This is a genomic window from Tahibacter harae (assembly GCF_024437735.1).
Classification (GTDB): Bacteria; Pseudomonadota; Gammaproteobacteria; order Xanthomonadales; family Rhodanobacteraceae; genus Tahibacter; species Tahibacter harae.
On the sequence record NZ_JANFQO010000049.1, the window covers coordinates 1 to 8,319 of the forward strand.

Below are 8,319 nucleotides of genomic sequence, written 5' to 3' on the forward strand. Positions count from 1 at the left end.
GCTGCAGGGTTACCTGGTGCGCGAGGGCGAGGGCTACCGCGTGGTGCAGCGGGTGGAAGCCGATGCCTGGCTGGACTGGGAAGCGGCGAAGCACGGCTGGCTGGCGCAGCCGAACCTGCGCGGCCAGGTGAGCCTGGTGGATGCGACGCTGAAGGCGCTGCCGGCGATCCTGCGCGGCGAGCGGCCGGTGACGGACATCCTGTTCCGCAGCACGCAGATGAGCGAGGTGGGCGAGGTCTACCAGGGCAGCTCAGGGGTCGACCACTTCAACGCGACCGTGGCCGAAGCGGTGGCCTGCCTGGCCGAACAGCGCCAGGCGCTGGGCGGGCAGCCGGCGCTGCGCATCCTGGAAATCGGCGCCGGCACGGGCGCGACCAGCGCGGCGATCTTCGCGCGGCTGCGCGGGCAGGAAAGCCTGATCGCGGAATATTGCTATACCGACCTGTCGCGGGCGTTCCTGCTGCATGCGCAGGACAGCTACGCCGCAGTGGCGCCGTACCTGGTCGGCAAGATCTTCAACGTGGAAAACGACCCGGAGCCGCAGGGCATTCCGCGCGGCAGCTACGACATCGTCGTGGCGACCAACGTGCTGCACGCGACGCGGGATATCCGCCGCACGCTGCGCAATGCCAAGGCGGCACTCAGCAGCCAGGGCGTGCTGCTGCTCAACGAGATGAGCACGGGCGGCGGCCTGTTCACCCACCTGACCTTCGGCCTGACCAAGGGCTGGTGGCTGTTCGAGGACGAGGCGATCCGCATCCCGGGTTCTCCGGCGGTATGGCCGGCAACCTGGCAGCGCGTGCTGCAGCAGGAGGGCTTCCACGGTGTGGGTTTCCCGGCGGAGGAAGCGCACGGGCTCGGCCAGACCATCATCGTTGCGCAGAGTGACGGAGTGGTGCGGCAGAGGGCGGCAGCGCAGCCGAAAAAGCCTGCCGCAGCGAAGCCGGCTGCTTCCGCGGCAGCGGTATCTGCGGTCAGCGGCGCGGTGGCGGCCCGCGTCAGCGAACAGGATCTGCAGGCCCATGTGCACGCCCAGGTACTGGCCTGCCTGGCCAGTTCGCTGCGCGTGGACACCCAGGCAATAGATCCGGACGAGTCCTTCGCCGACTACGGCCTGGATTCCATCCTCGGCGTGCGCACGGCCGGCGAGATCAACCAGGCGCTCGGCATAGAGCTGACTACGACCAGCCTGTTCGACTATCCCAGCGTCAGCCGGCTTTCCGCGCATATCGCGGAAACGTACGGAAATGCCATTCGGAAAAAATTGCAGCAGGCCGCCACGGACGTCGCGCCGCCGCCGCAGGCTGCGGTCAGCCCGCCCGCGGCAGCGTCGCCGCAACAGATTTCCGCCCATGTCCACGCCCAGGTCGTGGCCTGCCTGGCCAGCTCGCTGCGGGTGGACCCGGCCGCGATCGACGGCGACGAATCGTTTGCCGACTACGGCCTGGATTCCATCCTGGGCGTACGCACCGCGGCCGAGATCAACCAGAACCTGGGCATAGAGCTGACTACCACCAGCCTGTTCGACTATCCCAGCGTCAACCGGCTCGCTGCGCATATCGCCGAGGTCTATGCCGACGCAGTCGCCCGCACGCTGCAGGCCGGCGCGCCGGCGGCCGTGGCCGCGGCGCCGGCAAACCGGTTTGCCGCCGCGCCGGCCGCACCCGGCCGCTTCGCCGCGCCGGCGGCGATCGCGCCGCCGCAGGCCGCTGCCGTACCTGTTGCCGAAGTGGCGTCGCCGGCAGTTGCAACACCGGCTGCCAGCCGTGCGCCGATCGCCGTGATCGGCATGAGCGGGCGTTATCCACAATCACGCAATGTGGATGAATTGTGGAGTCATCTCGCCGCCGGCCGCGACCTGCTCGGTCCGGCTACGCGCTGGCCGGGCCTGCAGCAGTCCGGCGGCCAGCACCGCGGCGGCTTCCTCGCCGACATCGACCAGTTCGATCCGCTGTTCTTCAGCATCTCCGGCGCCGAAGCGCGCTACATGGACCCGCAGCAGCGCCTGTTCCTGCAGGAAGCCTGGACCGCGCTGGAAGATGCCGGCCATGCCGGCGCCGGGCTGGAAGCGCAGAGCTGCGGCGTCTACGTCGGCTCCGGCGGCGGCGATTACGACGAGCTGTTCGATACCGCGCCCGCGCAGGCATTCTGGGGCAATGCAGGCTCGGTGATTCCGGCGCGCGTGTCGTATTACCTCAATCTGCAGGGGCCGGCGGTCACGGTCGATACGGCCTGTTCCAGTTCGCTGGTCGCGATCCACCTGGCCTGCCAGGGCCTGTGGACCGGCGAGATCCGCATGGCATTGGCCGGCGGCGTGTTCATCCAGTGCACGCCGACCTTCTTCGTCGCGTCCACGCGCGCCGGCATGCTGTCGCCGACCGGCCGCTGCTACACCTTCGACGACCGCGCCGACGGCTTCGTCACCGGCGAGGGCGTCGGTGCCGTGGTGCTCAAGCGCCTGGCCGACGCCGTGGCCGACGGCGACCATATCCACGGCGTGATCCGCGCCGCGGGTATCAACCAGGACGGCACCACCAACGGCATCACCGCGCCCAGCGCGCTGTCGCAGGAACGGCTGGAGCGCCAGGTCTACGATGATTTCGGCATAGATCCGGACACGATACAGCTGGTCGAAGCCCACGGCACCGGCACCAAGCTCGGCGATCCGATCGAGTTCCGCGCACTGACCAACGCCTTCCGCCGCAGCACGGCCCGCACCGGCTACTGCGCCATCGGTTCGATCAAGACCAATGTCGGCCATGCTGCCGCCGCGGCCGGCGTGGCCAGCCTGCTCAAGGTGCTGCTGGCGCTGCGTCACAAGCAGATGCCGCCGTCGCTGAACTTCGAGCAGGGCAACAGCCACATCGACTTTGCCAACAGTCCATTTTTCGTCAATACCACATTGCGTGAATGGACCGTGCCGGCCGGCCAGCCGCGGCGCGCGGTTATCAGTTCGTTCGGTTTCAGCGGCACCAATGCGCACCTGGTCATCGACCAGGCGCCGCCGCGGCAGCGCCAGGCGCAGCCGCGCCCGGCCTACCTGATGGCGCTGTCGGCGCGCACGCCGGACCAGCTGCGCCAGCAGGCGCAGCAGCTGGCCGACTGGCTGGGCAGCAACAGTGCCGACGCCGGCGATATCAGCTACACCCTGCTGCTGGGCCGGCGCCATTTCGCCTACCGCCTGGCCTGCGTGGTCAGCGACACGGCGCAACTGCGCCAGCTGCTGGCCGGCTGGCTGCAGCGCGGCGACAGCGCCGGCATCCACTTGTCCAATCCGGAACACGAGACCCAGGTCTGGCGCCGCGAGGATCTGATCGACCTGCGCGGCAGCCTGACGCTGGCGCCCGAGTCGTATCGCCAGCGGCTGCAGCAGGCAGCGGTCGAATTCGTGCAGGACCCGCGTGTCGATTTTGCGCCGCTGTTCGCGCAGAACGACTGCAGCCGCCTGTCGCTGCCGACCTATCCCTTCGCGCGCGAGTCGTATTGGGTGCCGCTGCGCGGTGCCTCGTCCGCCGTGCAGTCCGAAGCCGCGGCCGAGGCGGTCGGGATTGCCGAGCCGCTGCCCGCTGCCGCGGCCGCCGAGGCCAGCGCAGCGCAGCCTGATGCGCCCTTGCTGTTCGAGGAGCGCTGGCAGGCGGCCGCCTTGCCGGCGGCGGCGCCTGCCGCGGGCAAGCTGTTGGTGCTGCTGTCGGATCCGCAGCAACAGGCCGCGCTGCGGGCGGCGCTGGCCGTGCAGTCGCCGGCCGTGGAGGTGGTATTCCTGGCCCGCGGCGCCGGCGGTGTCGCCGCCGATACGCATGCGGCCTATTCGACCGCGCTGCAGGCGCTGAACGATCAGTACGGCCGCTTCGACGGCGCCTGGTATCTGTGGCCGCTGGAGCAGCCGGAGCTGGTGCGCGACTACACGCCGCTGGTGCTGCTGATCCAGGCGCTGGCGCTGGTGCAGCTGCCGGTCGCGCGCCTGCTGCTTGCAGCGGACTGCCGCGATGCGGTCGAGCAGAGCTACGCGGAGAGCTGGATCGCCGCCGGCCGCAGCCTGAAGATGGTGCTGGCACAGACCCAGGCGGTTGCGGTGATCGGTGCGGCAGCCGAACGCGCGGACCTGGCGCAGTGGACGCAGCGCCTGTGGCAGGAACAGCATGCAGCGGAAGCGCAAAGCGTGCGCTACACCGCGCAAGGCCGCGAGACGCTGCGCGTGCACGCCTATGCGGAGACCGCGACATCCGGCGCGCTGCGCCAGGGCGGCACCTATGTGATCACCGGCGGTCTGGGCGGCATCGGCTGGGTGTTTGCACAGCATCTGGTGCGCACCTACGCGGCCAATCTGGTGCTGATCGGGCGTTCGGCGCCGGATGCGAAGCGCCAGGCGCAGCTGAGCGCCCTCGAAGCGGCGGGCGGCCAGGCGTTGTACCTGTCCTGCGACGTGGCCGATGCCGCGGCACTGCAGGCCGCGCTGGCGCAGGCGCGCGCGCGCTTCGGCGCGCTGCACGGCGTGCTGCATGCGGCCGGTGTCGACGGTGCAAAACATATCCTGACCAAGCGCGTCGACGAATTCGATGCAGTGCTCGCCCCCAAGATCGGCGGCACGCTCGCGCTGGATGCGGCGCTGGCCGACGATGCGCTGGATTTCATCTGCTACTTCTCGTCGTCGTCTGCGGTGCTCGGCGATTTCGGTTCAGTGGATTACGCCGTCGGCAACCGCTTCGAGCTGGCCCATGCGGTGCAGGCGCAGCAGCGGCGTGCCGAAGGCGCGGGCGGCCCGCGCCGGCTGGCCATCCTGTGGCCGTTGTGGCGCGACGGCGGCATGAACCTGCAGGCCGACGACACGACGCATCTGTATCTGAAGACCAGCGGCCAGCGCGCGCTGGAAGCCGACGAAGGGGTGGCGCTGCTGGAGCGGCTGCTGGGTACGACGGCCTCGCATGTGCTGGTGATGGCGGGCGAGCGGGCGCGGATCGAGCGCTATCTCGGCCTGGCGCCTGCCGCTGCTGCAACGGCGTCGCCGGCGGGCATTGCTGCAACGGCATCACCTGCCGGTACGACGGCGGCACCGCAGCGCGCCGTCGCCGCCAGTGCGGCGCCGCTGGCAGCGCGTCGCGGCGAGCTGGCCGGTCTGGATCTGGCGCAGTGCGTGGTCTGGGACCTGAGCGAGATTGCCGCGAAGCTGCTGCAGCTGCCGCGCGCGCGCCTGTCGCCGCAGGAGAACCTGGCCGACTTCGGCTTCGATTCGCTGAGCCTGGCGGAATTCGCCGAACGCCTGAACGCGCATTTCGGCCTGCCGGTGACGCCGTCGCTGTTCTTCAAGTACGGCACGCTGGGCAGGCTCGGCAGCTTCTTTGCCGCGTCGTATGCCGAGACGCTGAAGGGGTTCTACGGCGGCGACACGGCCTCGGCAGGCGCAAGTGCTGCCAGTGCGTCAAATGCGGCGAATTCTTCAAATGCAATTCCGGCGGCAAATGCCGCGGCTTCCGCGCCGCGTCCGCCGGCCCACGGCGGCGCAGCTCCCTCCGCCGTTGCAGCGCCCACATCCACCAACGCTACCGCGGCACAGCCCAACGAAGCCATCGCCATCACCGGCCTGAGCGGCCGCTTCCCGCAGGCGCGCTCGGTCGATGAGCTGTGGCAGATCCTGGCCCAGGGCCGCGATGCGGTGACGGAGATTCCGGCCGAACGCTTTGCCTGGCAGGACTACGCCGCGGTCCTGAGCAGCCACTGGCTGGGCGCGCTGCCCGGCGTGGCGGAGTTCGATCCGGCCTTCTTCGAGATCTCGCCGCGCGAAGCGGTAACGATGGACCCGCGCCAGCGCCTGCTGCTGCAGGAGGCGTACAAGGCGCTGGAAGATGCCGGCTACGGCGATGCGCAATTGCAGCGCCAGCGCATCGGCGTGTTCGTCGGGGTGGAGCAGGGCGACTACGCCCAGCTCGCCGGCGACGGCGGTTCGCTGATCGGCAGCAACGACGCGATCCTGGCGGCGCGGCTGTCGTATGCGCTGAACCTGCGCGGCCCGGCCATGGCGATCAATACGGCCTGTTCCTCGGGTCTGGTCGCGGCGCATCAGGCGGTGTTGAGCCTGCGCGCGGGCGAGTGCGAGGCGGCCATTGTCGCCGGCGTGAGCCTGGTGCTGAGCCCGGGCAGCTATATCGCGATGAGCCAGGCCGGCATGCTGTCGCCGACCGGCCGCTGCCGCGCGTTCGACCGCGCGGCCGACGGCATGGTGCCGGGCGAGGCGATCGTGGCGCTGGTGTTCAAGCGCCTGAGCCAGGCGCAGCGCGACGGCGACGTGATCCACGCGCTGGTGCGCGCCAGCGGGATCAACTACGACGGCAAGACCAACGGCATCACCGCACCCAACGGCGGCGCGCAGGCGGAGCTGATCCAGGCCGTGCTGGCCCAGGCGCAGCTGCCGGCGACGGCGATCGAGTACATCGTCAGCCACGGCACCGGCACGCGGCTCGGCGATCCGGTGGAGATCAATGCGCTGAGCGAGGTGTTCCCGGTGCGCGAGGCGCCGTACTGTGCGCTGACCTCGACCAAGAGCAACCTGGGCCACACCTTCGCGGCCTCGGGCCTGGTCAGCCTGGTCAGCCTGGTGCTGGCATTGCGCCACGAGACGATCCCGGCCAGCCTGCACTGCACTCAGCCCAGCGACTACATCGACTGGGCGCGCAGTCCGTTCTATGTCAACACCGCCAACCGCGCCTGGCCGCGCCGCGAACAGCCGCGCTTCGGCGCGCTGAGCAGCTTCGGCATCAGCGGCACGAATGCGCACATGATCGTGCAGAGCTGGGACGAGGTTGCACCGGCGGCGGTGCCGGCGGCACCGTGCCTGGCGCTGTGCCTGTCGGCGCGCAGCGAAGAGGCGCTGCGCCGCCGCGTGGAAGACCTGCTCGCACAGCTGCGCGGCCAGGCGGTGGACAACGCCACGCTGTGGGCGATCAGTTACACCCTGTGGTGCGCGCGCCAGCATCATGCGCACCGCGTCGCGGTCGTGGTACGCGATGCGGCGCAGGCGACAGCGCTGCTGCAGGCCTGGCTGGCCGGCGACGCCGGTCCGAACGTGCTGCGCGGCAAGGTCGCGCGGGACTTCAGCGGCCAGGCGGCGATGCGCCTGTTCGGCGAGGAACTGCTGGGCCGTCTGCCCACGCTGAGCGATGCGGCCGCCTGCCAGCAGGCGCTGCAGGGGCTGGCGGAGCTGTATTGCCAGGGCTACGCGCTGGACTGGGCCCAGGCCTACGGCGCGCAGCCGCCGCGGCGCGTCGCGCTGCCGACGTATCCGTTTGCGAGAGAGACGTACTGGCTGCAGGGCGGCGAAATCAATATTGCCGCATTTGCTGACAACGAGGCGTTTGCGGTCAATGCTTCGTTTGGCGACTCCGCCGACGAAACGGTCGCATCCGCCGGAAACACGGGCGTCACCCGCCGCGCCGCACTCAAGGGCCTGAGCATTGCCCAGTGCGTCGCAGCCGACCTGGCCCAGCTGATCGGCGATGCGCTGCTGCTGCCGCCGTCGCGGCTGGAGGCGGACGACAACCTCGGCGATATCGGCTTCGATTCGATCCGCCTGCAGGACCTGGCCGAACGCCTGGGCCGTCACTACGGCCTGCCGGTCACGCCGGCCGTGTTCTTCAGCCATCCGACCGCGGCCAAGCTGGCGCAGTGGCTGCTGACCGAGCATGGCGCGGCGATGGAAGCGTTCTATGGCCCGGCCGACAGCGCCGTGCGTCCGGCCGCCGCGCCGCGTGCGGCCCAGGCGGCCCAGGCGGTGCGGCGTCTGCCTGCCGGTTCCAAAGCGGCCAGTGCCAGTGCGGCCGAGCCTATCGCCATCATTGGCCTCAGCGGCCGCTTCCCGCAGGCGCGCACGGTGGCCGAGTTCTGGACCCTGCTGCGCGAAGGCCGCTCGGCCATCGCGACCATCCCGGCCGAGCGCTGGGACTGGCAGGCCGTGCCGGACGATTCCGGCGCGAGCCGCTGGATGGGCGCGGTACCGGGCGTGGACGAGTTCGATCCGCTGTTCTTCGAGATCTCGCCGCACGAAGCCGAACGCATGGATCCGCGCCAGCGCCTGCTGCTGCAGGAGGCATACAAGGCGCTGGAAGACGCCGGCTACGGCCCGGCGCAGCTTGCGGCGCAGACCGTGGGCATGTTCGTCGGCGTGGAGCAGGGCGACTACCAGCACCTGGTCGGCGCCGAAGGCACGCTGACCGGCAATCACGAAGCCATTCTCGCGGCCCGGCTGGCCTATGTGCTGGATCTGAACGGCCCGGCCATGGCGATCAACACGGCCTGTTCCTCGGGCCTGGTCGCGGTCCACCAGGCCGG

General features: G+C 70.1%; 1 protein-coding gene. It reads left to right on the plus strand.

Annotation, left to right across the window (positions count from 1 at the left end; genetic code table 11):
• Positions 1-8,319: SDR family NAD(P)-dependent oxidoreductase (locus NM961_RS23580; RefSeq protein ID WP_305119335.1), on the plus strand; the 8,319-nt coding region annotated here is incomplete at both ends.